Genomic DNA, 280 nt, shown 5'->3' on the forward strand with positions numbered 1-280 from the left:
ACCGAGGGCTTCACCAAGCTGATCTTCGACGAAGAGACGCACCGCATCATCGGTGGCGCGATCGTTGGCGTGCATGCCGGTGACCTGCTGGCCGAGATCGGCCTGGCGATCGAGATGGGTGCGGAAGCCGAGGACATCGGCCACACCATCCACGCTCACCCGACGCTGAGCGAGTCGGTGGCGATGGCCTCGGAAATCTACGACGGCACGATCACCGATCTGTACATGCCGAAGAAGAAGTAAGGCGCCCGCGCCGTTCCGAACGAAAAGCCCCGGTTTC

Annotated in this window: 1 pseudogene; it reads left to right on the plus strand. The window is 62.9% G+C overall.

What is annotated here, in order from left to right:
- Positions 1-243, plus strand: a pseudogene (locus tag EN850_RS35990) (dihydrolipoyl dehydrogenase); the annotation flags it as partial.
- Between the last annotated feature and the right edge of the window lie 37 nt (positions 244-280).

It is taken from the genome of Mesorhizobium sp. M8A.F.Ca.ET.207.01.1.1 (genome assembly GCF_004794715.1).
Taxonomy (GTDB): Bacteria; Pseudomonadota; Alphaproteobacteria; order Rhizobiales; family Rhizobiaceae; genus Mesorhizobium.